The sequence below is a fragment of the Pseudomonas sp. PK-RTE-24 genome (assembly GCF_054052265.1).
The window spans coordinates 4685958-4712081 of the sequence record NZ_CM133224.1; the positions used below are offsets into that span (position 1 = coordinate 4685958).

Consider the following 26124-nt stretch of genomic DNA (forward strand, 5'->3'; position numbering starts at 1 on the left):
TACTCACTCCAGGCATGCAGCGCAATGCTTGGGTGACTACCTCGGGAGTTCTGTCATGTCTGAGCAATCGCGTTTCATGCTGGTCGTGTCGCCGCTGATGAAAAACAGTCCCGCATTCGACCGCGCCGCCGCACTGGCCAAAGCGTCGGATGCCGCACTGCATATTGTCGCGTTTGATTATCTGGAGGGCCTGGCGACCGCAGGAATGGTCAACGAGCAAGCCCTGGAGCAGATGCGTCTGGGCTATGTCGAACGCCATCATCAATGGCTCGAAGACCAGGCCCGGCCGCTGCGCAAGATCGGAGTGACCGTCACCACCGAGGTCGTCTGGGTGGACAATCCTTTGAAGGAGATCCTCATCCATTTGAAGGAACAGCCGATGGCCGCGCTTGTAAAGGCTCTGGAGCACGAATCATTTCTGTCGCGGCTGATGTTCACGCCGCTGGATATCCACCTGTTGCGCGAATGCCCGGTGCCGCTGCATTTTGTCAGCCACGCTCAAAACGCACTGCCACGCCGAATCGTCGCGGCGGTCGACCCCTTCCATCGTGATGGCCAATACCAGGGCCTCAACGACCGGATCCTGCGCGAAGCAGCAAGACTGGCCGGTATCTGCAATGGCAGCCTGGACGTAATTTATGCCCATGACCTGTCATCGATCAGCGCTGCCGAATTCGGCTTCAATAACGCGTCCGCGATCTTTTCTTCCAGCGCAGCCAAGAAACTGTTCGATGCCCAAGGCGAAGCTTTCCAGGCGCTGGCTGCGCGCAACAACATTCCGGCAGAAAACCAGCACATGATTGTGGGCGATCCCGCCAAGGTGCTTTCCAGCTATGCCGATGCTTACGACATCGATGTGATCGTAATGGGCCGCGTCACTCATCGAGGAATAGGCCGACTGGTTGGCAGCACGGTCGAGCATTTGTTGTACAAAATGCCCTGTAGCGTATGGGTGGTAGCGCCGGAAACACTTACTCGCTGATGGATGCAGTCGACGCTGAAGAAAGGAGTGGAACTTCAGGCACCAGACGGCGACGGAATGGCCAGTCAGGAGCGTGGAAAACATTCCCACGGCACAAAAAATAAGGGCTTGCATGACATATGTCATGCAAGCCCTTGATATTTATGGTGCCCGAAGCCGGAATCGAACCGGCACGCCCTTACGAGCGGGGGATTTTAAGTCCCATGCGTCTACCAGTTTCGCCATTCGGGCGGTAGCGCGGTATTGCTCTGTTCAGCCTTGCGGTTGGATCCTCACAGGATGACCGCTTGAAAAGCCGAGCGGGGAATATATACATCACGTCCCGGTGAAGCAAGTTTGGAGTGCGCGATTTGAGAACTAAATATCGCTGACCGCGGAAAATTAAAAAGCCCCAGAAATCAGGGAGCTACGAAGTTTGCTTGAAGTAGAGGCCGAGGTAACTGGCAAATCGCAGCAACCAGACTGGAAATTGTGGCGATAAACTCAAAAGATTCAGATGCTCACCATCACCTTGGCTGCACGGGTGACAGATGTTTCATCGATTGAGATTATGAGCAGGCAACCCAAGTTTGGACGGGATGTCTACGCTAAAGGTTGGCGCCGAAATCAATAATCAAAGGGTATCAGCACGCCCCCCTTCAACCACGATCACGCCTCACAGAACGTCACCAGAGCAGAGCTCAGGGATGTACAAGCAATCAGGAGATTTGATTCCATGCAAATGAGTGACACCGTTCTAAAAGCGTCTTTAAGCCAAGAGGAGCGCTCGGCGATCGCCGAGATCGAAGCGACCACCAATATCCTGCAGCTTGTCACCCGCCTGACCGGTACACGCTTTGCCGGAATCGCAAAATTCACGGAAACGGAATGGATCGTCTGTTCGGCATACGATCCGATTGAACTGGGAATAAACGTAGGCGATACGCTGGATCTGGAAACTACGCTCTGCAGTGAGTTTCGACGAAATCCTCAAGCCCTCTTCCTTCCACAAATCAGCAAGGATGGACGACTGTCGTCACGTCCTGTGGTGAAGCAGTATTCAATTGAAAGCTACGCAGGCGCGCCTGTTTTCCTGCCGGACGGAAGACTCTGGGGTGCCCTATGTGCTTTGGATTCAAGGGCCGTTCTGTTTGATAACCCGGATCTTGCGGACACACTGACGTTATTCGCACGCCTTATTGGCTGCATCTTTTTCTCGAATCTGACGGTGGAAGGTGCCAGCCATATCAAGACCGGGGCGTGTCTGACTGAGTGACCCTACTCAAACGATGCGGAACACCACACTTTTCCCACAAGCAACAAAAAACCCCGTAGATCATTGATCTACGGGGTTTTTGATAGTGGAGGCCGAGGTCGGAATCGAACCGGCGTAGGTGGATTTGCAATCCACTGCATAACCATTTTGCTACTCGGCCTCAAAGTATTTGCTGTCAGTAGCGCAACAACAAACACTGTACAAATTGGAGCGGGAAACGAGACTCGAACTCGCGACCCCGACCTTGGCAAGGTCGTGCTCTACCAACTGAGCTATTCCCGCTTGGTGTGGCGCATTCTATAGAATTAAGAAGCCCCGTCAACCCCTTGATTCAAAAAACTTTTATTTCTTTTCTACATCAGTCTTCAGGTGCGGCCAGGCGGCGCGAAGGTATTGAACCATCGACCACAGGGTCAGCCCTGCCGATACAATCAGCAGCGTATAACCGAGCACGACCCAGAAGCTCAATGCCTTTGGATGAGCCAGCAGAATTACCAGCGCGAGCATCTGCGCAGCGGTTTTCCATTTGCCGAGATTGGAAACCGCTACCTGCGCTCGGGCGCCGAGTTCGGCCATCCATTCGCGCAGCGCCGAAATCACGATCTCGCGACCGATGATGACTGCTGCGGGCAGCGTGAGCCAGAGATTGCCGTGTTCCTGCACCAGCAAGACCAGGGCAACAGCGACCATCAGCTTGTCGGCGACCGGATCGAGAAACGCCCCGAACGGTGTGCTTTGCTCCAGTCGGCGCGCCAGATAACCATCGAGCCAGTCGGTTGCAGCCGCAAAGGCAAAAACCGAAGCGGAGGCCATGTAACTCCATTGGTAAGGCAGATAGAACAGCAATATGAAGATCGGGATGAGCAGGACGCGTAGAACGGTAATCAGATTAGGGATATTCATCGGCACAACTGGCTACGAGGTGAAGGGGCATTCTACTCACTATGCAGGTTCGCATAAATCGACTCAGCGAGCTTTTTACTGATCCCCGGGGCTTTGGCGATCTCTTCGATGCTTGCACGAGACAGCTCCTGCAATCCACCAAAATGTTTCAACAGGTCACGGCGGCGCGTCGGCCCTACCCCTGCGACACCCTCAAGCGTCGAGGTTCGGCGGGTCTTGCCGCGACGGGCGCGATGCCCCGTAATTGCAAAGCGGTGTGCCTCATCGCGGATCTGCTGAATCAGGTGCAACGCGGGCGAATCGCCGCGCAAGGTGAACTCGTGCGCTGCATCATTCAGATACAACGTTTCGAAACCGGCCTTGCGCGTGGCGCCTTTGGCGACACCCAACAGGATCAGATCCGGTACGGCCAGTTCGTTGAGCACATCGCGGGCCATCGACAATTGGCCCTTGCCACCGTCGACCAGCAGGATGTCCGGCAACTTGCCCTCTCCGTCCTTGAGTTTGCTGAACCGGCGGGTCAGCGCCTGGTGCATGGCCGCATAATCGTCGCCGGCAGTGACGCCTTCGATGTTGTAGCGGCGATAATCCGACTTGATCGCGCCTTCCGGCCCGAACACCACGCAGGAGGCAACCGTCGCTTCGCCGCTGGAATGACTGATGTCGTAGCATTCCAAACGTTGCGGCGGCTCATCCAGATTCAGCACTTCGGCCAGCGCGTCGAATCGCGCGGCGGTGTGCTGACGGTTGGCCAGACGCGCGCCCAAGGCTTGCTCAGCGTTGGTCACTGCCAGTTGCTGCCAGCGCGCACGGGTACCGCGCACCCGGTGACTGATGGCCAATTCGCGGCCGCGCAAGGTATGAATCCCTTCGATCAGCGCTGGGAAATCTTCATGAACCACGTTGACGATCAGTTCGCTCGGCAAATCCCGCTCGGGGCTGCTGATGTAGTACTGGCCGAGAAACGCCGCCATGACTTCGGAAACATCTTCCTCGATGCCGACCTGCGGGAAGAAATTCTTGCTACCCAGCACTCGGCCGCCGCGCACGCTGATCAGGTGGACACAGGCGCCGCCGGGGTTGACGAATGCGGCAATAACGTCGATATCGCCGGTTCCGCCTTCCATGCTCTGCTGGTCCTGTACCCGGCGCAGCAATCCGATCTGGTCACGCAATTCGGCCGCGCGCTCGAACTCGAGATTGATCGCTGCCTCTTCCATCGCCATGGACAGCTCGTTGGTCAGCGCATGGCTGCGACCTTCGAGGAACATCACCGAGTGGCGTACGTCTTCGGCGTAGACGTCAGGCTCGACCAACCCCACGCACGGCGCCTTGCAGCGTTTGATCTGGTATTGCAGGCACGGACGGGTGCGGTTCCTGTAATAGCTGTCTTCGCACTGACGGACGAAAAAGGTTTTTTGCAGGATGCTCAGGCTTTCGCGTATGGCACCGGCACTCGGATATGGGCCGAAATACTTGCCCTTGGCCTTTTTTGCCCCGCGATGGATACTCAGGCGCGGAAACTGCCCGTCGGAGAGAAACACGTACGGATAGGATTTATCGTCGCGCAGCAGGATGTTGTACGGCGGGCGCCACTCCTTGATCAGCGTCTGTTCCAGCAGCAGCGCTTCGGTTTCGTTGGCGGTGATGGTCGTCTCGACCTGAGCGATACGGCCGACCAGTGCGGCCGTCTTCGGCGCCAGCCCGGTCTTGCGAAAGTAGCTCGCCAGACGTTTCTTCAGGTTTTTCGCTTTGCCGACATAGAGCAGGCGCGCTTCGCTGTCGAACATGCGATAGACGCCGGGCCGACCGCTGACGGTCGACAGGAAAGCACTGGAATCAAATTTCTCGGTCATGGTCAGGCGCTGGCATCCACCATGCCGTGACGCACCGCGAGCAGTGTCAACTCGACGTCGCTGCTGATCGAAAGCTTCTCGAAAATGCGATAGCGGTAGGTATTCACGGTTTTCGGCGACAGGCACAACTTGTCGGAAATGATCTGGACCTTCTGGCAACCGACAATCATCAACGCAATCTGGATTTCCCGCTCGGACAACGCATCGAACGGCGAATCATTGGTGGGCTGGAATGATTTGATTGCCAACTGCTGAGCGATCTGCGGACTGATGTAACGCTGCCCGGCGAAGACCAGACGAATGGCCTGAACCATTTCCGGCAGACCCGCGCCCTTGGTCAGGTAACCAGCCGCCCCGGCCTGCAGCAAACGCGTCGGGAAAGGGTCTTCCTCGCACACCGTAACGGCAACCACCTTGATGTCCGGGTGGCTGCGCAGCAGCTTCCGCGTGGCTTCGAGGCCGCCAATGCCGGGCATCTTGACGTCCATGAGCACTACGTCAGGCTTCAATTCACGGGCCTTGATCAGGGACTCTTCACCTGACTCGGCCTGACCCACCACCTGCAGGCCATCGATATCGGCCAGCATCCGTGTAATGCCTGTGCGAACGAGATCATGGTCGTCGACCACTAGCACCCTAATCAAGCAGACACCTCGCGATATGGTCTTATTGGGATGCCGGACACCTTAGCAAAAAGTGCCAGACAGACCTAGCGGAAAGCCGCATTTAAAAAGTTTCAATTCATCATTCAGGGCTTGCCGGCTGTGGGTTTCAGAGCACAGCTGTACTCAAATCGAGCTGCATCCTGAGGAAACACTCATCCCTGCCCACGATGCGCAGTCCTTTGCGTGCATACAGTTCTTGCGCCCGGTTATTGTCAAACACTGTCAGTCGCAGTGCCGGTCGTCTTGCCTGACGAGCCATTTCGGTAACTTGACCAATGGCCCAGGAACCGGCGCCCTGCCCTTGCCAGGGATGATCAATCTGTAATTCGCGTATGTACAGCGCCCGCGCATCCTGGCTCAGACTGAAAAAACCGATCGCCAGTTCATCCTGGAGGATCATCCAGTTGTCACGATACTGCCAGCCTGCGTCGAACGCCTCGTCCTGCCACAGCAGGTCGTGCTCAATGTAATAGCGCAGCATGTTTTGACAGGTCAGATCCCGCGCAAAAGCAAGATCATCACGGGTGGCATGCCGGATTCGATAACTCATTCAGCTTTCTCCATGACTGCAAAGTTGCCCTTCACCCGCATGGTTTGCCAGTGATAGGCGTTTTGAGCGGCGGGCAATAGCATTTTCTGATTGCTGATGCGTATCAGCGTCGAGTAAGCTCGGCGCATTCAACGGAGACAGCACATGTTCAACACCCTTCCACAGTCTTGCACCACCAGCGCCCTGCGCTCGGTTGCGGCTGCCCGGGTGAATCACACTTGCGCTCCTGACAATTTTTATTTTGGGTATTGGTTTAGCCACTGGCGCGCCTGATACCCAAACGGCGCCCATGATAACGGGTCGCCTACCAGAGATTTCTCAACCCCCGGTCGGCCTCCCGACCGGGGGTTTTGTTTTTTCAGGCCCATCACTTTCAGCGACACACCACATTTCGAGGATTACACCATGAACTACGCCACTTATTACCGTTACGACAGCTTTAGCGCCTGGCGATTTACCAGCCTCCGCTCGGGACAGCCTGCCGCCTCCGATCGGTCACCCACAGGTGGCAAACACACATGCCTAGCCAGTACGGCCATTTGTCGAACACCCCAGTAGGGCCGAGTGCGCGGGAAAAACCCGCCATCCGCCCAGGAAGACCGAACATGAACTCTTCAGTTTCCGCTTTGCCGCTGTCCACAATCGATTCTGCCAACGAAGCGCTGACTCTGCGTCTGCCCAGCTCGTTGCAGCTCAAACAGCAATTGCCGCTCAGCCATTCCCTGCATCAACAGGTCAACACTCATCGCCAGGCGGTGCGCGCCATCCTTGACGGTGAAGACCCACGCCTGCTGGTCATCGTTGGCCCCTGCTCTATCCATGACCCGCAATCAGCGATTGAGTACGCCAGCAAACTCGCTCGTCTGGCCGAAGATGTCAGCAGTGAAATGCTGCTGGTCATGCGCGCCTACGTCGAAAAGCCGCGTACGACGGTCGGCTGGAAGGGGCTAGCCTACGATCCGCATCTGGACGGCACTGACGACATGGCTACCGGCCTGACGCTGTCGCGCGAACTGATGCTGGAAATGATCCAGCTCGGACTACCGGTCGCTACGGAACTCCTGCAACCCATGGCCGCCAGCTACTTTGATGACCTGCTGAGCTGGGTGGCCATTGGAGCCCGCACCACCGAGTCGCAGATCCACCGCGAAATGGCCAGTGGCTTGAACATGCCGGTGGGCTTCAAGAACGGCACCGACGGCGGCGCCGCCATTGCTGTCGACGCCATGCGCTCGGCAGCCCATGCGCATCGGCACTTCGGTGTGGACAGCCAAGGGCATCCGGCGATCGTGCAGACAGCTGGCAACGCTGATACCCACATCGTGCTACGCGGAGGCCATCAAGGGCCGAACTACGATGCAACCAGCGTAGCCAACATCAGCGCCGAGCTCAGCCGACTGAAGATCCCCAACCGGATCATGGTCGATTGCAGCCATGCCAACAGCGGCAAGGATCCCCTGCGCCAGCCAGCCGTGTTCAACGAGGTGCTTGAACAACGCCTGCGTGGCAACCACTCGCTGATCGGCGCGATGCTGGAATCTCATCTGTTCGAAGGCTGCCAGCCGCTGAGCACCTCTCTACGCTACGGCGTATCGATCACTGATGGCTGCCTCGGCTTTGACGCAACGGAACAGTTGCTGACCGACGCCGCACGGCGCCTCGCTAACGCCAGGGCCTGATCGCAGATCGCCCTCCCGTTCCATACGAAGCGCGGAGGGCTGACCTTCCCCAGGTTATGCCACTATGCTGATCCGCCTCACGGCAGATTGCTGACTGGTATCGTCCAGACGTTCGATGGTGTAGGCAATCTCCACCGTCGTGCCGTGGTGCTCGCGCCAGAACCGATGGGGAACAATGAAACTCACCGGTTGCCCGGCCGTCTCCCGAGTGATTTCAAGATCATCGCGATGACTGAAAAAATCACCATCGCACTTGAGATAGACCAACTCGTCTTCCTGCACCAGCGGGTCTTCAATCAGAATGGAAACCCCCTCTATCGAGTCCTTCACCGACAGCACATCATCGATCGCCCCAACAATATCCGGCGCGGCCAGTTCAGCACGCACTGCCGGCCCAATGAAAACCGTCGCAGGCTCCGAGGTTCGGATGGCTCCACAGCGTTGTTCAACACGGTAGGCGACCACCACCTCGCCACCACGATGCGCTTCGACGTAGCTGGCCGGCACCCAGAAGGACAGGCTTTGCGCGACGGCGCAGGCCTCGACCTTCAACGAGTCGGTGAATATTTCAGGCGAAGCATCTCCATGCCACGACAGCATGATCCGGTCGCCCGCTGACATCCGAGCGTAAGGCTGCAGGGTCACCAGGGTGCCTTCGACCACTCGCGACGGCTCCAGCGCTCCGTTTACCGAGCCTTCTATTTGCGGCGCCAACAGATGCGGTCCAACGTCCCCGACAGACAGTTGCAGGCGAGCAGATTCCACTGCCTTGGGCGCGGACGCACTTTGCAGTGTCCAGTAAACCTCCAGCGAGCCCCCGTCCAGCGCAGCGACATGCATCGCCTTGATGACGAAGATGACGTCTTTGCCAACCTGGACCTGGCTGATGAATCGAACACTCTCGTATTGATAGGCAAAGCCTTCGATATCCAGCCCCTCCCAAGACAGCACGATCTGATCGCCGCAGCTCATGTTGGCATAAGGGGAAATGCGAACGATGGCCTTGGCCAGCGAAGGATCCAACACGCTCCCTTGGAGCCCGTCAATCGTTGGCGCGACCAGAGGTTCGATAGACACTTCGGCAACCATCGGCTGGCGCATCCGCCAGCAAAACTCGATTTCATGGCTATTCATTTTCGCTTCCACTCCCTGGAAAACGTGCCGCCCCGAATGACGACACTGACATCTACATTGAGGACCTCTTTGAACGTTCCGGATGTCAGCCGAATCCACCGCGACAACGGCGTAACCGCTACTCGCAAAGTAGGCAACAGCAGAGGTCACGCAGTTATGCCGACAAACGACCCACTGAACTTCCGATTCGGATTTCACAGCTCTCCGAAATTTCGTACGCCTCGTAGTCCATTTTCAAACGCAATGTGAAGCCTCTTCGTACTTCTTCAACGGGATGAGTGTTTTAGAGTGGCCCGGTGATTTCCCGATGAACTTCTACGAAAAAGGTAAGAACATGCAACGGAATGCTACAACTCGTTATCCCATCCTGTTGGTCCACGGTCTGTTCGGGTTCGAGCATATCGGTCATTTCGAGCTGTTCCATGACGTCAAGTCCGCGCTGAAAACGGCCGGATGTCGATTGTTTGTTCCACACCTTTCGGCCACCCACGACAATGAAATGAGGGGCGAGCAACTGCTGTCACAGATTGCTTGCGTGCTGCGAGGCACAGGCGCGAAGAAAGTCAACCTGATAGGACACAGTCAGGGCGCACTCGCTGCGCGCTATGCCGCGGCGCTTGCGCCAAACGTCGTCGCTTCGGTCACCTCCGTCAGTGGCCCGAACCACGGCTCGGAGCTCGCCGACTTCCTGCGCAGGGCACTGATTCCAGGCAAGCTTCCCGAAGCCGTCGCACAGAATGTCGCAACGCACTTCGCCGACTTACTGTCGCTACTGAGCGGCAGCGCGACATTGCCGCAGAATGCGTTAGCCGCACTCAACGCATTGACCACGGTCGGCGTCGGTCAATTCAATGACAAATTTCCCCAGGGACTGCCGCAAACCTGGGGCGGGCATGGTCCTGAGCAAGTCAACGGCGTGCGCTACTACTCGTGGAGCGGGGTTGTTGCGCAAACCAGGCTGCCAGTGCTGGATCCGGTTCAAGCAACCTGCCGGGTCCTGTCGCAATATTTCACCACCGAACCCCAGCAGAATGATGGTTTCGTCGGACGCTTCAGTAGCCATCTCGGCCAAGTGATCCGTTCCGATTACCCAATGGATCATTTGGCCAGCCTGCGGCGGAGCGCGGGCACAAAAGCGCCCTCGCCGGATCCGATCGACCTGTACGTCGAACATGCCCAGCGTCTGCAAGCGGCGGATCTATGAATCGGGCAAGGAACGCAGAATGGAACTTTGCCGAGAATTCGCCGACTGATTCCGGTACGCTCCACCTTTTATTGAAACAGTTCGGAGAATTCCCCATGGCCAAAGCCACTGCCCGCCACATCCTGGTTTCCAGCGAAGACAAGTGCAACGAACTCAAGGCTCAGATCGAAGCCGGCGCCGATTTCGCTGAAGTCGCCAAAGCCAACTCCACCTGCCCGTCCAGCCGTCAGGGCGGCGATCTGGGCTCGTTCGGTCCAGGCCAGATGGTCAAGGAATTCGACACCGTGGTATTCAGCGCGCCAATCAACGCCGTGCAAGGCCCGGTGAAGACCCAGTTCGGTTATCACCTGTTGGAAGTCACCAGCCGTCAGGACTGATTCGTCGTCCGATTGCTGACAACGGCCCGCCTTCTGGTGGGCCGTTGTGTTTCAGTTACATATACGGCTGGCGAGTGGCGCGCGGCTCGCGTACAACTTGCGCTTATCGATTTTGCGTTCCAAGGCTGACGATGCGACTGGTTTTTCCCACACTGATGCTCACCGCCCTCGCCTTTCTCATTGGCGCCGCTGGCGTGAACGCTGCCCCGCAACACGCACTGACCGTTTACGGCGAACCGGCCAAATACCCCGCCGGTTTCAGCCATTTCGACTACACCAATCCGCAAGCGCCGAAGGGCGGGACGATGCGGCGCTCGGCCATCGAGATCGGCCACTTCGACCATTTGCTGCCTTATATAGACAAAGGCATCGGCGTGACGCAGATCGACGGCCTGCTGTACTCGCCGCTGGCCCAACGCTCGCTGGACGAGCCTTACACCGTCTATGGTCTGGTTGCGCAGAAGATGGAACGTTCGGACGACGGTCTTTCGCTACGTTTCTTCATCAACCCGAAGGCGCGCTTTGCCGATGGCAAACCGATTACCGCCGAAGACGTGCGCTACACCTACAACCTGCTGATGACCCAGGGCAGCCTGCGTTATCGCACCCAGTTTGCCGACGTCAAAGGCGTCGAAATCGAGGCACCGCTGACCGTGCGCTTCGACTTCAAAAGCAACGAAAACCGAACTTTGCCGCTGGACATCGCGACCTTGCCGGTATTCCCCGAACACTGGTGGAAGAGCCGTGATTTCGCCAGCGGCGGTGGTTATGAACCGCCGCTGGGCAGTGGGCCGTACCGGGTTGGCAAGGTCGACTCCGGGCGCAGTATCACGTTCGAACGCAATGGCGACTGGTGGGGCAAGGACCTGCCGGTCAGCCGCGGCCTGTACAACTTCGACCATTTCAGCATCGAGTACTTCGGCGACACCGATGTCGCCCGCCAGGTGCTGCGTGGTGGCGCCTATGACTACAACCGCGAGTTTTCCGCGACCGGCTACTCGATCGGCTACGACAGCCCTGCCCTCAGCGATGGCCGTTTGCAGAAGGCCCACCTCGCCACTGAAGCGCCGCAATCGGCCCAGGGTTTCGTGTTCAACCTGCAAAAGCCGATGTTCCAGGACCGCCGCGTGCGCCAGGCACTGGCGTTGCTCTGGGATTTCGAATGGAGCAACCGGCAGATGATGCGTAACGTCTATATCCGCCAGCAGAGTTACTTCTCCAACACCGACCTCGCCGCCCGACAGTTGCCCGACGCACAGCAACTGAAAATCCTTGAACCACTGCGCGATCAGATTCCCGAAGAAGTGTTCACTGAAGTCTTCGAAGCGCCGAAGACCGATGGCAGCGGCATCATCCGTGACAAGCAGTTGCAAGCCCTGGAACTGCTCGAGCAGGCCGGCTGGAAACCGGATGGCGACCAGTTGGTCAACAGCGCCGGCGAACCGCTGAGCTTCACTTTTCTGGTCAGCCAGAATGGAATGGACCGCCTGCTGTTGCCTTACAAGCGTACGCTGAAACAGATCGGCATCGAGCTCAATATTCGCCGCATCGACGCCTCGCAATACGTCAATCGCCTGATGAGTCGCGACTACGACATGATCGTCACCGGCTACCCCGTTACTACTTCTCCGGGCGGCGAGTTGCTCAACTACTTCGGCTCGGCAGCGGCCAACGATCCGGGCGCGAACAATTACATGGTGCTGAAAAATCCGGCAGTCGACACTTTGATCAACGGCCTGATCCGCGCCTCGACCCAATCAGACATGCTGCATTACGCCCATGCGCTGGACCGGGTGCTGCAATGGAACTACTACTGGATTCCCAATTACTACCCGCCAGGCACCTCGACCGTCTGGTGGAACCGCTTCGGCATTCCCACGGTGCAGGCGAGCAATGACGAAGCCATCGAGAGCTGGTGGGAAATCAGCCGCACGCCACTGACCAATCAACAGATGACCGCTGAGAAAATCAGTCGCGGCAGACCCGGAGGACCGCACTGATGTGGGGTTACATACTGCGGCGCCTGCTGCTGATCATTCCGACGCTGGTGATCATCCTGCTGGTCAATTTCGTGATCATTCAGGCCGCGCCCGGCGGACCGGTGGAACAAGCCATCGCCCACCTGCAAGGCATTGGCGGTGCCAGTGTCGGCGGCGGTGCCAGCGAGACCTCGAGCTCTGCCTCGCGCGCCAGCCGTGGCCTTGATCCGCAGCTGATCAAGGACATCGAAAAGCAGTACGGCTTCGACAAACCGGCCCACGAGCGTCTGTGGCTGATGCTGAAGAATTACGCGCAACTGGACTTCGGCAAGAGCTTCTTCCGTGGCGCGACAGTCACCGACCTGATTCTGGAAAAGATGCCGGTGACCATTTCGCTCGGGCTGTGGGCGACGCTGATCACCTATCTCGTGTCGATCCCGCTGGGCATCCGCAAGGCTGTGCACCACGGCAGCCATTTCGATATCTGGAGCAGCACGGCGATCATCATCGGTTACGCCATGCCGGCGTTTCTGTTCGCGATGTTCCTGATCGTCGTATTCGCCGGCGGCACTTCGCTGAACTGGTTTCCGGTGCGCGGGCTGGTGTCGGACAACTTCGAATCGCTGTCGACACTGGGCAAGATTGCCGATTACTTCTGGCATCTGGTGCTGCCGGTCACGGCGCTGGTGATCGGTGGATTCGCGACGCTGACGATCCTTACAAAAAACTCGTTCCTCAATGAAATCACCCGACAGTACGTAGTGACGGCCCGCGCCAAAGGCTTGAGCGAACGCCGCGTGCTGTACGGACACGTGTTTCGCAACGCCATGCTGTTGGTGGTCTCGGGGATACCTCAGGCGTTCATCAGTGTGTTCTTCGCCGGATCACTGCTGATCGAAGTGATCTTCTCCCTCGATGGCCTTGGGCGCATGAGTTACGAAGCAGCGGTATCGCGGGATTATCCGGTGGTGTTCGGCTCACTGTTCATCTTCACCCTGTTCGGCCTGCTGATAAAACTGATCGGCGACCTGTGCTACACCCTGGTCGACCCGCGTATCGACTTCGCCGCGAGGAATGCCTGATGTTCAAGCTTTCGCCTCTGGGTCGTCGCCGTTTCGAACGTTTCAAGAAAAACCGTCGTGGCTGGTGGTCGCTGTGGCTGTTCATCGGCCTGTTCATCCTGACGCTGGGTGGCGAGTTGATCGCCAACGACAAACCGTTGATGGTCAGTTATCAGGGCCAGTGGTACTTCCCGGTGTTCAAGCGCCATACCGAACAGGAGTTCGGCGGGCAACTGCCGTTTCAGGCCGATTATCGCAGCGAGTACGTGCAGAACCTGATACGCAAAGACGGCGGCTGGATGCTGTTCCCGCCGATTCCGTTCAGCGACGACACCCCCAACTATGACCTGAACAAACCGGCGCCAAGTCCGCCGACTTCGGTGAACTGGCTGGGCACCGACGATCAGGCGCGCGATGTGCTGGCGCGGGTCATCTTTGGTGCTCGGGTGTCGATTCTGTTTGCCCTGATGCTGACATTTGTCAGTGCGCTGATCGGTATCGCCGCCGGCGCATTGCAGGGGTATTACGGTGGCTGGGTCGACCTGCTCGGACAACGCGTGCTGGAGGTATGGTCGGGGCTGCCGGTGCTGTATCTGCTGATCATCCTCTCCGGTTTCGTCGAGCCGAATTTCTGGTGGCTACTGGGGATCATGGCGCTGTTTTCCTGGTTGGCGCTGGTGGACGTGGTGCGCGCCGAGTTCCTGCGCGGGCGCAATCTGGAATACGTCAAAGCCGCACGTGCCCTGGGCCTGACTGACCGCAAGGTGATCTTCCGGCACATTCTGCCCAACGCAATGAACGCGACGCTGAGTTACCTGCCGTTCATTCTGACCGGAGCGATTTCGACGCTGACCGCGCTGGATTTCCTCGGCTTCGGCATGCCGGCCGGCAGCGCTTCGCTGGGTGAACTGATCGGTCAGGGCAAGCAGAACCTGCAAGCACCGTGGCTCGGGTTGACCGCGTTCTTCACTCTGGCGCTGATCCTCTCCTTGTTGGTATTCATCGGCGAAGCGTTACGTGACGCTTTTGACCCTCGATCCTGAAGCGTGACCATGACTGAAAACCTGATTGAAATCCGCCACCTCAATGTCGCCTTCCATGGTCAGACTGTGGTGCGTGACCTGTGCCTGGATATCCGCCCCGGTGAGTGCCTGGCTCTGGTCGGCGAATCGGGCTCGGGGAAATCGGTGACCGCGCATTCGATCCTGCAACTGCTGCCTGAGAGCGATGCGCAAACCCGTGGCAGCATCCGCTATCGCGGGCAGGAACTGCTCGGTGCTGATCCGAAGGTCTTGCGAGAACTGCGCGGCAATCGCATCGCGATGATCTTTCAGGAGCCGATGACTTCGCTCAATCCGTTGCACACCATCGAAAAGCAGATCGGCGAAACTCTGTTGCTGCACCGCGGCCTCGGCGGCAAGCAAGCGCAGCAGCGCATTCTCGAATTGCTCGGACTGGTCGGCATTCAAAAGCCCAAGGAACGCCTGAAAGCCTATCCGCATCAACTCTCTGGCGGGCAACGGCAACGGGTGATGATCGCCATGGCCCTGGCCTGCGAACCGGAGTTGTTGATTGCCGACGAGCCGACAACGGCACTGGATGTCACCGTGCAACGCAAGATTCTCTTGCTGCTCAAGTCCCTGCAACAGCGCCTGGGCATGTCGCTGCTGCTGATCAGTCACGATCTCAATCTGGTGCGCAGCATCGCGCAGCGGGTGTGTGTGATGAAGGCTGGCGAGATCGTCGAGCAGGCACCCTGCGAAACCCTGTTCACCGAACCCAAACACCCTTACAGCTGCGTGCTGTTGAACGCTGAGCCGGAAGGTGAAGCCCTGCCCCGTGACGAACGTGAAAATGTGCTGGAAGTCGCTGACCTGCGCGTCGATTTCCAGGTCGGCGGCGGGCTGTTCAGGCGCAAGCAGTATCTGCGCGCAGTCGATGGCATCAGTCTGAATATTCAGCGCGGCAAGACCTTGGGCATTGTTGGCGAATCCGGTTCGGGCAAGTCGACGCTGGGTCAGGCGATCCTGCGCTTGCTGGATTCCGAGGGCAGCATTCGCTTTCAGGGCGAAGCGCTGGACGGCCTCAATCAAAAGCAGCTGCGGCCGTGGCGGCGGCAGATGCAGGTGGTGTTTCAGGACCCGTTTGGCAGCCTGAGCCCGCGCATGTCGGTGGCACAGATCATCAGCGAAGGTCTGGAAGTGCATTGCGAGTCGACCGCTAATGAATGTGATGAGCAAGTGATTCGCGTGCTCAGGGAAGTCGGCCTCGACCCGGAAAGCCGCCATCGCTACCCGCATGAATTTTCCGGCGGCCAACGCCAGCGCATCGCCATCGCCCGGGCCTTGGTGCTGAAACCGGCGCTGATCCTGCTCGATGAACCGACCTCGGCCCTCGACCGCACTGTGCAGAAACAAGTGGTCGCCCTGCTCCGTGATTTGCAGGAAAAATACGGTTTGACCTACCTGTTCATCAGCCATGATCTGGCGGTGGTACGCGCGTTGGCGCATGACATGATCGTGATCAAGGACGGTCAGGTGGTCGAGCGTGGTGCCAGTCACGACGTGTTTGACAACCCGCAGCATCCCTACACCAAGGAGCTGCTGGCGGCGGCGCATCCGGGGTAGGTATTTTCTGCTGATTCGCGGCGCGGCATTCGCGAGCAGGCTCGCTCCCACATTTGGAATGCAGGCCCCTGTGAGAGCGAGCCTGCTCGCGAAGGGATCGGTACCGGCAATAAACAATCAGGACCAGCCTCCATGAACACCACCGAAAGCCTCAAGGACTACCAACGGGTGCGCACTCTGGCGATCCGTTCGCTGTTCGAGATCATCGAGCAATCCAGTGAGGGCACGGTGATTGTCGATCGCGATGCGAACATCGTCTGGATGAACGAACGCTATGCCCGGCGCTTTGGTCTCGAATCGGCGGCAGGGGCTATCGGCAAGCCTTGCGAAAGCGTGATCCCCGGGAGTTTGCTGCGCGAGGTGGTGCGCACCGGTCGGCCGATTCTGCTGGACATGCAGGACACCCCAAAGGAACCGCTGGTGGTGATGCGCCTGCCGATCCACGACGATGCCGGCAGCGTGATCGGCGCCATCGGTTTTGCCCTGTTCGACGAGTTGCGCACGCTGTCGCCGATGCTCAAGCGTTACCTGAGCATGCAGGAAGAACTCGCCTCGACCCGCTCACTGCTGCGTGCGCGGCAGACCAAATACAACTTCGCCCATTTCATCGGTACCAGCGCCGCCAGCCTTGAAGTCAAACGACGTGCGCGACGAAGCGCCAGCGCTGATTCGCCCGTGTTGCTGTTGGGAGAAACCGGCACTGGAAAAGAGTTACTCGCACAAGCCATTCACAGCGCTTCGCCGCGCGCGCACAAAGCCTTCGTCAGTATCAACAGCGCGGCAATTCCAGAGGCGCTGCTGGAAGCCGAATTTTTCGGCACGGCACCCGGCGCCTTCACCGGCGCTGACCGCAAGGGCCGCACCGGTAAATTACAAATCGCTCAGGGTGGCACACTGTTTCTCGACGAGATCGGCGATATGCCGCTACCGCTGCAAAGCAAACTGTTGCGCGTGTTGCAGGAAAAGGAGTTCGAGCCGGTCGGCTCCAATGAAGTGATTCAGAGCGATGTGCGGGTAATCGCCGCGACGTCGACGGATTTGCAGGCAGCGATCAAGCGCGGCGAATTTCGCGCGGATTTGTACTACCGCCTCAATGTGCTGCCGATCCAGGTGCCGCCGCTGCGCGAACGTCTCGATGATCTGCCGGCGCTGAGCGAGGCGATTCTCGAAGAACTGCGCAGCCAGCATGAACTGCACCGCGATGCGCTGGCGCTGTTGGGCCAGCATGCCTGGCCGGGCAATATCCGTGAGTTGCGCAATGTGTTGGAGCGGGCGGCGTTGCTCAGTGATGACCTCATGCTGACCGAGCAGGATATTCGCGGGGCGATTGGCACGTTTACTCCCGTTGCGCGGACGTCCGAGCCGAGCACGCACGCATCGGCTCGGGAGACATTCGCGCAGGCGCGGGCGCGCTTTGATCGGCAGTTGATCGAATCGACCCTGGCGCAATGCGCGGGGAAGGTACCGGAGGCTGCGGTTCGGCTGGGTCTGGGGCGGTCGACGCTGTACAAGAAAATGGCTGCGCTGGGGATTGTCGAGTCTACATAAAGAGATATCGAATCTCTGTATGAAGACAAAACAAAAGCTTCGCGAGCAGGCTCGCTCCCACAGGGGAATGCATGTCATATGTGGGAGCGAGCCTGCTCGCGAAGGCTCCGGCCCATTCAAAGAAAATCTCAACTAAGAGACAAAAACAGCTTCGAGAACTCGACCGAGATCTAATTTCCTTATATTTCAAACAGTTAGAAGATTGGCACAAATCTCGCTAACACCTCTCCACACCCGTTTCACCCACAAAAATAACAATCTGGAGAGACACACCATGAGTGTGATCATTGCCTTGGCAGCCCTGACGCTGCTGATGCTCGCCGCCTACCGTGGCTACAGCGTCATCCTCTTCGCCCCGATCGCCGCCCTCGGCGCGGTGCTGCTGACCGATCCGTCCGCCGTTGCCCCCGCGTTCACCGGGGTGTTCATGGACAAGATGGTCGGTTTCATCAAGCTCTACTTCCCGGTATTTCTGCTCGGCGCGGTGTTCGGCAAGCTCATCGAACTGTCCGGTTTCTCGCGCTCGATCGTCGCCGCTGCGATTCGCCTGCTCGGTACCAAACAAGCAATGCTGGTGATCGTGCTGGTGTGCGCCCTGCTCACTTATGGCGGCGTGTCGTTGTTCGTCGTTGTATTCGCCGTTTATCCGTTTGCAGCGGAGATGTTCCGCCAGAGCAATATCCCCAAGCGTTTGATTCCGGCGACCATTGCCCTCGGTGCATTCTCGTTCACCATGGACGCCCTGCCCGGCACGCCGCAAATCCAGAACATCATCCCCAGCACCTTCTTCAACACCACCGCATGGGCGGCGCCGTGGCTGGGGGTGATCGGCACGATTTTCGTGTTCTGCGCCGGCATGCTGTTTCTGCAGCGCCAACGCAACAAGGCGCAACGTGCCGGCGAAGGCTACGGCACTGAACTGCGCAACGAACCGGAAACTGCCGAAGACCTGAAGCTGCCCAACCCGTGGATTGCCCTGTCGCCATTGCTGGCCGTGGGCATCATGAACCTGCTGTTCACCCAGTGGATTCCGCAGTGGTATGGCAAGACCCACAGCCTCGCACTGCCGGGCATGGCCGCGCCGGTCACTACCGAAATCGCCAAGCTCACGGCGATCTGGGCGGTGCAGGCGGCGTTGCTGGTCGGCATCCTCATGGTGCTGGCGTTCGGCTTTAAGGCGATTAAAAGCAAGCTCGCCGAAGGCAGCAAAAGTGCGGTCAGCGGTGCGTTGCTCGCGGCCATGAACACCGCGTCTGAATACGGCTTTGGTGCGGTAATCGCTTCGCTGCCGGGCTTTCTGGTGCTGGCCGACTGGCTCAAGCAGATTCCCAATCCGTTGGTCAACGAAGCCATCACCGTGACGCTGCTCGCCGGCATCACCGGTTCGGCCTCGGGCGGCATGAGCATTGCGCTGGCGGCGATGTCCGAGCAGTTCATCAGTGCAGCACATGCGGCGAATATCCCGCTGGAAGTGCTGCACCGCGTGGCCGCGATGGCCAGTGGCGGCATGGACACCCTGCCGCACAACGGCGCGGTGATCACCCTGCTGGCGGTGACCGGATTGACCCACCGCGAAGCCTACAAAGACATTTTCTGTATTACGCTGATCAAGACCCTCGCGGTTTTCGTGGTGATCGGCACTTTCTACGCCACTGGTATTGTGTGAGGTATTCATGACCACTCTTTCCGGCAAGACAGCTTTGGTGACCGGCTCCACCAGCGGTATCGGCCTGGGCATCGCGCTGACTCTCGCGAAAGCTGGCGCCAACCTGATTCTCAATGGCTTCGGCGATGCTTCGAAGGTGATCGCCGAAGTCGCTCAGTTCGGCGGCAAGGTCGGCCATCATCCCGCCGATGTCAGCGACCCGGCGCAGATTGCCGACATGGTCGCCTACGCCGAGCGCGAGTTTGGCGGCGTCGACATTCTGGTCAACAACGCCGGCATTCAGCACGTTGCGGCGGTAGAAGAGTTTCCCGTTGAGCGCTGGGATTCGATCATTGCGATCAACCTGTCATCGGTGTTCCACAGCACCCGTTTGAGTCTGCCGGGCATGCGCCGCAAGAACTGGGGGCGCATCATCAATATCGCCTCGGTGCACGGCCAGGTCGGCTCCATCGGCAAAGCCGCGTACGTCGCCGCCAAGCATGGCGTGATCGGCCTGACCAAAGTGGTCGGGCTGGAAACCGCGACCACCAATGTCACTTGCAATGCGATCTGTCCGGGCTGGGTGTTGACGCCGCTGGTGCAGAAGCAGATCGACGATCGCGCGGCCAAGGGGGTCGATCCGCAGCAGGCGCAGCATGATCTGCTGGCGGAAAAACAGCCCTCGCTGGAGTTCGTCACACCGCAGCATCTGGGTGAGCTGGTGCTGTTCTTGTGCAGCGAAGCCGGCAGCCAGGTGCGCGGCGCGGCGTGGAACATTGATGGTGGCTGGCTGGCGCAATAAACACCTGGCCATTGTGGGAGCGAGCCCGCTCGCGAATGCGGTTTATCAGACACAGTTCGGGATACTGAGACAACGCTTTCGCGAGCAGGCTCGCTCCCACAGGGAATGATCTCCCTGGCCTGTACGAATCCGATAAGAAGAGGCAAACCCATGTCCGACATCCTCTGGCAACCCGACACCCAGCGTATCGCCGGTTCGCGTATGGATGCCTTCCGGCGCGATATCAATCAGCGGAATTCGCTCGAGCTCGACGGCTACCCTGCCCTGCACCAATGGAGCATCGATCAGCGCCCGGCGTTCTGGCAGGCGATCGTCGATTTCTTCGACATCCGCTTCCACACTCAGCCCGACGCCGTCTTGCGTGAAGGTGCAGAAATGCCCAGCGCCGAGTGGTTCCCCGGCGCGACCCTGAACTTCGCTGAACACCTGTTGCGCCGCCGCGACGATGCCGTGGCCGTGATCGCAGTTGCAGAGAATGGTCAGCGCGAACAACTGACCTGGGCCGAGCTGGCCGAACAGGTCGCCGGGTTTCAGGCGAGCCTGCGCGCGGCGGGCGTTGGCCGGGGTGATCGCGTGGCGGCGTGCATGCCCAACACCTGGCAAACCCTGGTGGCGATGCTGGCCACTACCAGCCTCGGCGCGATCTGGTCCTGCTCGTCGCCCGACTTCGGCACACACGGCGTGATCGATCGCTTTGGCCAGATCGAACCGAAAGTGCTGCTCACCTGTGCCGGCTATCAATATGCTGGAAAAACTTTGGATCAAACCGCCAAGCTCAACGAAATCCTGACACAGCTGCCGTCGCTGCAGCAGTTGATCATCGTCCCGTACGCCCGTCCGCAAGCGCGCATCGAGGATTACCAAACCCACGCTGATGTCTGCTTCTGGGAAGACTTCTATCAACCCGGCGGTGAACCGGATTTCACCCCGGTGCCGTTCAATCATCCGCTCTACGTGCTGTACTCCAGCGGCACCACTGGCGTGCCGAAATGCATCGTCCACAGCACCGGCGGCGTGCTGCTGCAACACGTCAAAGAGCACGGCCTGCACTGCGATCTCAGTCCCGGTGACCGTTTGTTCTACTACACGACCTGCGGCTGGATGATGTGGAACTGGCTGGTCTCGGCACTCGCAGTGGGCAGCGCCGTGGTGCTCTACGACGGCTCGCCGTTCCACCCGAATCACCAGCGCCTGCTCGACCTGATCGACGATGAACGCATCAGCGTGTTTGGCACCAGTCCGAAATTCCTCGCGACGCTGGAAAGCAGCGGCGCCAGGCCACGGGAAAGCCATGATTTGAGCAGTTTGAAAACCCTGCTGTGCACAGGCTCGGCTTTGTCACCGCAAAGCTACGATTTCGTTTATCGCGACTTCAAAACCGAGGTGTGTCTGGCCTCGATGTCCGGTGGCACCGACATCGTTTCGTGCTTCGTCAATGGCAATCCGCTGTCAGCGGTACGTCGCGGAGAAATCATGGGCAAGAGCCTGGGCATGGCCGTCGAGGTGTGGAACGACGCTGGCCAGCCGGTGATCGGTGAGAAAGGTGAACTGGTCTGCACGCGGCACTTCCCGGCGATGCCGATCGGCTTGTGGAATGACCCCGACGGCACAAAACTGCACCAGTCTTATTTCAGCCAGTTTCCCGGCGTCTGGGCACAGGGTGATTACGCCGAGCAAATGCGCGATGGAGCGATGATGATCCATGGCCGTTCGGATGCGGTGTTGAATCCGGGCGGCGTGCGCATCGGCACGGCGGAGATTTATCGGCAGGTCGAGAAAATCAGTGAAGTGCTGGACAGCGTCGCCATCGGTCAGCAATGGCAGGAGGATGTGCGCGTCGTGTTGTTCGTGCGTTTGCGCGACGGCGTCGAGCTGGATGAAGGGCTTGAACACCGAATCCGCGAAGTGATCCGCGCCAATACCACACCCAGGCATGTTCCCGCACGCATCGTCGCAGTAACCGATATACCGCGCACCATCAGCGGAAAAGTCGTAGAGCTGGCGGTGCGCGATGTCGTGCATGGGAGGCCAGTGAAAAATACCGATGCACTGGCCAATCCCGAAGCGCTGGAGCAGTTTCGGGATCGGCGCGAACTGGCCATGAACGAAGTTATTCAACACTGAATTTCGTCTGGCGCAGCCTCAATTCAGCTGTATTACAACTTCACCGGTGAGGGGCTGATCTCCACTGGCTTCGATCGCTGCGCGCATGATGCTGAGATTCAGCGAAAACAACGCTTCGTTTGTTTTCAACAAACTGAGCAAGGCAATAACGAGCATCAGCGAGTCTGCATTGAGGAGCGCTTGAGCACTTTCGTGAAAACTGCCAGTGATAGGCTCAGACCGGGGCAAGCGTCCCTTTGCCAAGTTTAGTAAAGGCGCCACATCCAAACCGACCTTACCATCTCGGGTCGCCCCCTCGGCAGTGATCAGACTGGTCTTGGCGGGGTTGACCCGAATCATTTCGTGGATGAGGTCATCAGCGATTTCGCCGTAACCTGTCAGGCTGAATCGCTGGTTGAAGTTACGTGTATTGACCGTCATGTACTGAACACGCTTTTTATCTGTAGCTCCTGCGCTCTTCCATTTGCCGTAATCGAATGGATTTACCTCAATGACACCATCATCTAGTTTCAGGCTATCCAACAGGAAATTACTGGCGGACGTTCCGCCGAAATCCAGCCTGATGGCGCTTAGCAGATTGGACAATTCGTCACGCGCCGCCGCGGTACTGCCAAAAAACAATCCAATCGCGGGGTCGGTTTTGAAATTCAGCGCCGGCGAGCCCAGCATTTCAATTGCGCTGTCTATTTTGAAACGGGCCAGTGGCAGACTGCGCTCGAGAATGTGAGCTGTAAAAACACCCGGAACCGGTTTCTGCAGTAATGGCAGACTAAACTTCTCTTGCAGGTCGAAATTGACGAGTCGTTTTCCCCACGGCTTACCTAGCCGATTGGCCGCGTACCACTCACTGCTTTTCTTGATGGCACAGACATTGAAAGAAGACGCGGTGCTTCCAAGCGGGCGCCACCTCCCGAAACCAACATCGGTAGCATTCGCCAGCTTGTGAAATTCCCGCGCCGTACCGGTCAGTCTGCTCATCTGGACAACGGCAGATTCCACGACTTTTGCGCCCGACGCGCCCAAATGCATGACGCTTTTGAACAATGCTTTTGACGCTTGGTATCCAGCAGTTGGCAATCCATCAATCGGATTGAAAGTGGAGACTGTCAGAGAAATGCCAAACCTGACGAGGCTGCCGATTTTTGCCGTTAACGAAACTGTTTTGGCTGCGATATGCAGAATTTTAGCCGGGGCACCCAGTACAGTGAAGAAAATACCGATAGCATCCATCGTGCACGCGTAAATTCCGTCAACCACCTGATTTCTATTTCCGGAAGCCAAGTCTTCGATACATTTCTTGAACGGGACACACAGGTCAATGATATACGTCAGCACCTCGTTATAAGTGTTCTCCGCACGCTCTTTATCAGTGTATTCGGTGAAGACTTCCCTGAAATCCTGGAGGCTGCCCAAAGGTCTGTTCTTCACAACAAATTGGGCAATATTTTCGATATGCTCATTTACGAAAAACTGATAATGATTACGAACGACCCGCGACGCAGAAGTCGGAGCCATAACAGTGCCAAGTTTCTCTATAACCATAATCCCAGAGGCATTCGGCGACGGCTTTTTTCCGACAATGTAGCTATCGAAATCAGTTGGAACGTTATGCGTGGGGGGCAAAGGGAAAAATGCATCATTGGGCTTCCCTGTATATTCAACCCTTCTAGGCATGTTCATTTTTTGGGTATAAATAATCAATTTGCCTAGCTCATCGTTTCTTCTGCACTCCCCCAGCAAGGTAAACATTTCATAGCATAAAGTCTGATTATTCCCGAAGGAAGCTATCATAATTACGCCGAACCGCCCCACCGCCTGGTCTTTCTTCAGCTGAACTTCGATATTTTTGGGCGGCTGATTACCCGCGCCGACCAAGTTATAATTAGCCGATGACGGATAGTAAATCTCTGCAACCGAAGGACGTACAGTAAAAAACGTGATCTTGCTTGAGGCAAAGATATCTCGATCGGCTCGAGGCATTCCTGCTATCGCCAGCTTTATGTTTGAAGCCATCGCCTTATGAATATTGCAGTGATAGCTAACGAGCTCAGCTTCGAATGCTGGTTTGATGGCAGGCAAGGCCAAAAGCTGCGGATACTTATCGAAAATGCCGGGCTCTTTATTCCAATCCCATGTTCCGGACGCCAGCAACCCTTCGATATGAAGATCAAGCATCGACACTCTCATTGCAGAATAAGTCTCAGGACGCAAAAGAGGTTGTTCAATAACATCAAAATCAGCAACCGCCTGCTTCAATGCAGTCATCGCCAGTCGTTTCCGATTGGGCGGAGCCGCCCCAAATGCCTTGATTCCCAAAACAATATCATCCACGTGCGTTTTATACGCATTCAAAGCGTCTTGAGCTGCTGTAAGAGCAGACGTGCTCAGTTGCTCATGAGTGATGACTTCATTCATCAATGCCCAGTCAATGATAGGGTCGATCGCAGTAATACCTTGCAGCTCCCCCAGTACCGGGCTGACCGTTTCCATGCTTGCAAACTTCATGACTTGTTCATATGTCATGAAGCGAGAGACGCCTCGACAATTGATCTCGATAAAGCTCACCGCCTGGCAAAACGTCACCCAGCCGATCGAGCCAGCGTGAAGCTCTTGGGGCAGATTTTTAACCAAGAGACAAGGCGCTACATGAGCCAGGAGCAGGTGGGAAGCGAGAGGAATAATCGAGTGCGAATGGCCCTTTGCTACAAGGTAAGCCTCAAAATTTTCACGTATGGCATATAACGGCCTATCAGCCATGGTGCTCGAATCGTATATATCAAAGGTTCCGATGCAGTTGCGCTTGCCAGTAACGCCTATGGATGAATCCAACTGCAAAATTATTGCGGTGAGCAATACCTGAGCTAGATCGTCACTACTGATTTCCTCGGAATCCTTCGCACCCCACCAGTCCAGTGCAATGACGTATTCCTTGGCAATTTTCTGCGACGCTGGATGACGAACCAGCATTGCAACGACCTCGTTAGCGCTGTCCCAATTAACGGTAGTAACGTTATACGGTCTGACGCTTCTGAAGATTGTGTTAAGTAGATTCTCATTCGCAGGGAAAAGTTTACTCGTCACTGCGCGAATCTCTGCACACTGCTGTGGTGTCAAGGTGATCGACGTATCATTTAGCCCAGTTATCTGCCCCCAGTAATTACCAAAATCATCTCCTTCAGGCCACTTCCACTCCAAAAAGCCAATCAAGCTTTCTAGTTTTTCTCTGTCATCCGGCACGTTGAACCCGTGAAAACGCAACCACTGCGACAACAGCACTGCGTTATCAAGGTGAACGAATCCACCAAGACCTGCTGCAATAGCAACTAACTTCTCGAACTTCTCATTCGCGCCGGGATTACTCTTGACCTTATCCGATACATCCATCCACCCTTCATGAGTAACGTATATGTGAATTTCACCCGAAGACGTAACTCTACTGTAGGTGCCGGAACCGAGTAAGCTCATCAGATCCTGAAGCATCTCGCTGGCCGGTTTCTGTAAACGTCCAAAAGAGGATTCAGGCGAGAGCCAGATGATCTTTTGGTCATCGTTTGAAATATCCCGTGCAACGTCTTCCGGAGCTTCGACAAGAAATCTTTTCAACTGGCCTAGAAGTGCCATTCGCTCTAATTCATCTGCGGCAGAACAACGCACATTATCGGCAGCGCTCAATTTGGAAAGAGCACCTGCACCACATCGATTTTTCATTTTATTGACCTGTTTATTTACATGG

Annotated in this window: 19 protein-coding genes and 3 tRNA genes; 13 read left to right on the forward strand and 9 right to left on the reverse strand. The window is 57.3% G+C overall.

Annotated features, from left to right (window positions below; all coding sequences use genetic code 11):
- Positions 1-55: 55 nt before the first annotated feature.
- On the forward strand, positions 56-982 hold the full coding sequence (locus ACV8MC_RS20980) for a universal stress protein (RefSeq protein WP_095179806.1): 927 nt from the start codon (positions 56-58) through the stop codon (positions 980-982).
- Positions 983-1126: 144 nt separating this feature from the next.
- Here the strand turns inward: ACV8MC_RS20980 and ACV8MC_RS20985 are convergent.
- Positions 1127-1213, reverse strand: a tRNA-Leu gene (locus tag ACV8MC_RS20985).
- 490 nt (positions 1214-1703) lie between these two features.
- Here ACV8MC_RS20985 and ACV8MC_RS20990 point away from each other — a divergent pair.
- Positions 1704-2237, forward strand: a complete 534-nt coding sequence (locus tag ACV8MC_RS20990; RefSeq protein WP_164488345.1) for a GAF domain-containing protein — start codon at positions 1704-1706, stop codon at positions 2235-2237.
- A gap of 86 nt (positions 2238-2323) precedes the next feature.
- Here ACV8MC_RS20990 and ACV8MC_RS20995 read toward each other — a convergent pair.
- The 6 genes from ACV8MC_RS20995 to ACV8MC_RS21020 form a co-directional block, all read right to left on the reverse strand.
- Positions 2324-2397, reverse strand: a tRNA-Cys gene (locus tag ACV8MC_RS20995).
- A 46-nt stretch (positions 2398-2443) separates the two neighbouring features.
- Positions 2444-2519, reverse strand: a tRNA-Gly gene (locus ACV8MC_RS21000).
- Between the two features lie 60 nt (positions 2520-2579).
- Positions 2580-3140, reverse strand: a complete 561-nt coding sequence (gene pgsA / locus ACV8MC_RS21005) for a CDP-diacylglycerol--glycerol-3-phosphate 3-phosphatidyltransferase (protein WP_041478738.1) — start codon at positions 3138-3140, stop codon at positions 2580-2582.
- A gap of 32 nt (positions 3141-3172) precedes the next feature.
- On the reverse strand, positions 3173-4996 hold the full coding sequence (gene uvrC, locus ACV8MC_RS21010) for an excinuclease ABC subunit UvrC (RefSeq protein WP_252869366.1): 1824 nt from the start codon (positions 4994-4996) through the stop codon (positions 3173-3175).
- 2 nt (positions 4997-4998) lie between these two features.
- Positions 4999-5640: a response regulator transcription factor GacA gene (gacA, locus tag ACV8MC_RS21015; protein WP_024012761.1), complete on the reverse strand. Its 642-nt coding sequence runs from the start codon at positions 5638-5640 to the stop codon at positions 4999-5001.
- A 127-nt stretch (positions 5641-5767) separates the two neighbouring features.
- Positions 5768-6211, reverse strand: a complete 444-nt coding sequence (locus ACV8MC_RS21020; protein WP_256809904.1) for a GNAT family N-acetyltransferase — start codon at positions 6209-6211, stop codon at positions 5768-5770.
- Positions 6212-6816: 605 nt separating this feature from the next.
- Here ACV8MC_RS21020 and ACV8MC_RS21025 point away from each other — a divergent pair.
- Positions 6817-7890 carry a 3-deoxy-7-phosphoheptulonate synthase gene (locus tag ACV8MC_RS21025; protein ID WP_095179767.1) on the forward strand — a complete coding sequence of 358 codons (1074 nt, stop codon included), beginning with the start codon at positions 6817-6819 and terminating at the stop codon, positions 7888-7890.
- A gap of 54 nt (positions 7891-7944) precedes the next feature.
- On the opposite strand, the gene ACV8MC_RS21030 is transcribed toward ACV8MC_RS21025, so the two are convergent.
- Complete coding sequence (locus ACV8MC_RS21030; protein WP_095179766.1) at positions 7945-9024, reverse strand: hypothetical protein; 1080 nt, start codon at positions 9022-9024, stop codon at positions 7945-7947.
- A 334-nt stretch (positions 9025-9358) separates the two neighbouring features.
- Here ACV8MC_RS21030 and ACV8MC_RS21035 point away from each other — a divergent pair, with 334 nt between their 5' ends.
- From ACV8MC_RS21035 to ACV8MC_RS21080, 10 genes are all read left to right on the forward strand, one after another.
- Positions 9359-10228 carry an esterase/lipase family protein gene (locus tag ACV8MC_RS21035; protein WP_457265582.1) on the forward strand — a complete coding sequence of 290 codons (870 nt, stop codon included), beginning with the start codon at positions 9359-9361 and terminating at the stop codon, positions 10226-10228.
- Between the two features lie 95 nt (positions 10229-10323).
- Positions 10324-10605 carry a peptidylprolyl isomerase gene (locus tag ACV8MC_RS21040; RefSeq protein ID WP_236168984.1) on the forward strand — a complete coding sequence of 94 codons (282 nt, stop codon included), beginning with the start codon at positions 10324-10326 and terminating at the stop codon, positions 10603-10605.
- A gap of 131 nt (positions 10606-10736) precedes the next feature.
- On the forward strand, positions 10737-12605 hold the full coding sequence (locus tag ACV8MC_RS21045) for an extracellular solute-binding protein (RefSeq protein ID WP_457263334.1): 1869 nt from the start codon (positions 10737-10739) through the stop codon (positions 12603-12605).
- A complete protein-coding gene (locus tag ACV8MC_RS21050) occupies positions 12605-13666 on the forward strand; it encodes a microcin C ABC transporter permease YejB (RefSeq protein WP_056785267.1) in 1062 nt (353 codons plus the stop codon). The genes ACV8MC_RS21045 and ACV8MC_RS21050 overlap by 1 nt, the downstream gene beginning before the upstream one ends.
- Positions 13666-14688, forward strand: coding sequence for an ABC transporter permease (locus tag ACV8MC_RS21055; RefSeq protein ID WP_217850340.1), 1023 nt, complete (start codon positions 13666-13668; stop codon positions 14686-14688). Before ACV8MC_RS21050 ends, ACV8MC_RS21055 begins: the two co-directional genes overlap by 1 nt.
- 9 nt (positions 14689-14697) lie before the next feature.
- A complete protein-coding gene (locus ACV8MC_RS21060) occupies positions 14698-16272 on the forward strand; it encodes an ABC transporter ATP-binding protein (RefSeq protein ID WP_457263337.1) in 1575 nt (524 codons plus the stop codon).
- Between the two features lie 132 nt (positions 16273-16404).
- Complete coding sequence (locus tag ACV8MC_RS21065) at positions 16405-17820, forward strand: sigma-54 interaction domain-containing protein (RefSeq protein WP_252885914.1); 1416 nt, start codon at positions 16405-16407, stop codon at positions 17818-17820.
- Between the two features lie 274 nt (positions 17821-18094).
- Positions 18095-19486 (forward strand): GntP family permease, encoded by a 1392-nt coding sequence (locus ACV8MC_RS21070; protein WP_016774505.1) that lies wholly within the window; start codon positions 18095-18097, stop codon positions 19484-19486.
- A 7-nt stretch (positions 19487-19493) separates the two neighbouring features.
- Positions 19494-20267 carry a 3-hydroxybutyrate dehydrogenase gene (gene hbdH / locus ACV8MC_RS21075; RefSeq protein ID WP_375123553.1) on the forward strand — a complete coding sequence of 258 codons (774 nt, stop codon included), beginning with the start codon at positions 19494-19496 and terminating at the stop codon, positions 20265-20267.
- A 150-nt stretch (positions 20268-20417) separates the two neighbouring features.
- Positions 20418-22391 (forward strand): acetoacetate--CoA ligase, encoded by a 1974-nt coding sequence (locus ACV8MC_RS21080; RefSeq protein WP_457263339.1) that lies wholly within the window; start codon positions 20418-20420, stop codon positions 22389-22391.
- Positions 22392-22409: 18 nt separating this feature from the next.
- Here the strand turns inward: ACV8MC_RS21080 and ACV8MC_RS21085 are convergent, their stop codons facing one another.
- The gene (locus ACV8MC_RS21085) at positions 22410-26099 is read right to left on the reverse strand and encodes a hypothetical protein (protein WP_457263341.1); all 3690 of its coding nucleotides are present in this window, start codon (positions 26097-26099) and stop codon (positions 22410-22412) included.
- Positions 26100-26124: the final 25 nt, after the last annotated feature.

Excerpts from the sequence above, each read along its gene's own strand:
- ACV8MC_RS20990 (WP_164488345.1), top strand. The coding sequence starts at position 1,704 with ATGAGTGACACCGTTCTAAAAGCGTCTTTAAGCCAAGAGGAGCGCTCG.
- uvrC (WP_252869366.1), bottom strand. The coding sequence starts at position 4,996 with ATGACCGAGAAATTTGATTCCAGTGCTTTCCTGTCGACCGTCAGCGGT.
- ACV8MC_RS21035 (WP_457265582.1), top strand. The coding sequence starts at position 9,359 with ATGCAACGGAATGCTACAACTCGTTATCCCATCCTGTTGGTCCACGGT.
- ACV8MC_RS21030 (WP_095179766.1), bottom strand. The coding sequence starts at position 9,024 with ATGAATAGCCATGAAATCGAGTTTTGCTGGCGGATGCGCCAGCCGATG.
- ACV8MC_RS21065 (WP_252885914.1), top strand. The coding sequence starts at position 16,405 with ATGAACACCACCGAAAGCCTCAAGGACTACCAACGGGTGCGCACTCTG.
- ACV8MC_RS21050 (WP_056785267.1), top strand. The coding sequence starts at position 12,605 with ATGTGGGGTTACATACTGCGGCGCCTGCTGCTGATCATTCCGACGCTG.
- ACV8MC_RS21020 (WP_256809904.1), bottom strand. The coding sequence starts at position 6,211 with ATGAGTTATCGAATCCGGCATGCCACCCGTGATGATCTTGCTTTTGCG.
- ACV8MC_RS21025 (WP_095179767.1), top strand. The coding sequence starts at position 6,817 with ATGAACTCTTCAGTTTCCGCTTTGCCGCTGTCCACAATCGATTCTGCC.
- hbdH (WP_375123553.1), top strand. The coding sequence starts at position 19,494 with ATGACCACTCTTTCCGGCAAGACAGCTTTGGTGACCGGCTCCACCAGC.
- ACV8MC_RS21040 (WP_236168984.1), top strand. The coding sequence starts at position 10,324 with ATGGCCAAAGCCACTGCCCGCCACATCCTGGTTTCCAGCGAAGACAAG.
- ACV8MC_RS21080 (WP_457263339.1), top strand. The coding sequence starts at position 20,418 with ATGTCCGACATCCTCTGGCAACCCGACACCCAGCGTATCGCCGGTTCG.
- ACV8MC_RS21045 (WP_457263334.1), top strand. The coding sequence starts at position 10,737 with ATGCGACTGGTTTTTCCCACACTGATGCTCACCGCCCTCGCCTTTCTC.
- ACV8MC_RS20980 (WP_095179806.1), top strand. The coding sequence starts at position 56 with ATGTCTGAGCAATCGCGTTTCATGCTGGTCGTGTCGCCGCTGATGAAA.
- ACV8MC_RS21070 (WP_016774505.1), top strand. The coding sequence starts at position 18,095 with ATGAGTGTGATCATTGCCTTGGCAGCCCTGACGCTGCTGATGCTCGCC.
- ACV8MC_RS21085 (WP_457263341.1), bottom strand. The coding sequence starts at position 26,099 with ATGAAAAATCGATGTGGTGCAGGTGCTCTTTCCAAATTGAGCGCTGCC.
- pgsA (WP_041478738.1), bottom strand. The coding sequence starts at position 3,140 with ATGAATATCCCTAATCTGATTACCGTTCTACGCGTCCTGCTCATCCCG.
- ACV8MC_RS21055 (WP_217850340.1), top strand. The coding sequence starts at position 13,666 with ATGTTCAAGCTTTCGCCTCTGGGTCGTCGCCGTTTCGAACGTTTCAAG.
- ACV8MC_RS21060 (WP_457263337.1), top strand. The coding sequence starts at position 14,698 with ATGACTGAAAACCTGATTGAAATCCGCCACCTCAATGTCGCCTTCCAT.